Annotated in this window: 1 protein-coding gene; it reads right to left on the reverse strand. The window is 62.3% G+C overall.

From position 1 onward, the window contains the following. Positions 1-656, reverse strand: a 656-nt coding sequence (locus EN885_RS33020; protein WP_164897972.1) for an aminomethyltransferase family protein, incomplete at both ends; no start/stop codon positions are given.

The following is a 656-nucleotide window of genomic DNA, read 5'->3' on the forward strand; positions in this document are numbered from 1 at the left end:
AACTCTACATGCCTGGCCTTGCCGCAAAAGTCGTTCTCCTTGACCTTCGGACGGGCGAGATCCGCTTCGAGCAGATTGTACTCGGTCAAAAGGTCGGCGTTCTGCAGGCGCAGGCTCTTTTCCATGCGGCGCGTGTTGGCATAGGTCTCGACGCCGAAGGGCATCACGCCGGTCGAGCGCAGGGCGTCCCAGACGGCCAGGCCGTCCTCGTAGCGCATGTGCAGTTCCCAGCCCTGCTCGCCGACATAGGAGATGCGGAAAGCGGTGACATCCTTGCCGCCGATCCGGACCGGCTTGATCGCCGCGAATGGGAAGTTCTCAACAGAGAGCCCGTCCGGATTTTCGACCACCTTCTGCAAGGTCGCCCGGGCGTTCGGCCCCCAGATGCCGATAGTGACGTATTTCTCGGTCACGTCGGTGATAGTGACGTCGAAGCCTTTGTCCTGTGCCGTGCGGCGCATGTACTGGAAGTCGCGCGGACCGGCGTCCGCGCCGTCGATCAAACGACAACGGTCAGCCATGCGGATGACGGTAAAGTCGGCCCGCACCATGCCTTCCTCGTCGAGGAAATGGGTGTAGATGCCCTTGCCGATGTTGTTGTCGCCGCCGATCTTGGCCGCGCACAGCCATTCCAGCAGCGCGACATGGTCGGGACC

Origin of the sequence: Mesorhizobium sp. M6A.T.Cr.TU.014.01.1.1, assembly GCF_004022765.1 — a bacterium.
Classification (GTDB): domain Bacteria; phylum Pseudomonadota; class Alphaproteobacteria; order Rhizobiales; family Rhizobiaceae; genus Mesorhizobium; species Mesorhizobium mediterraneum.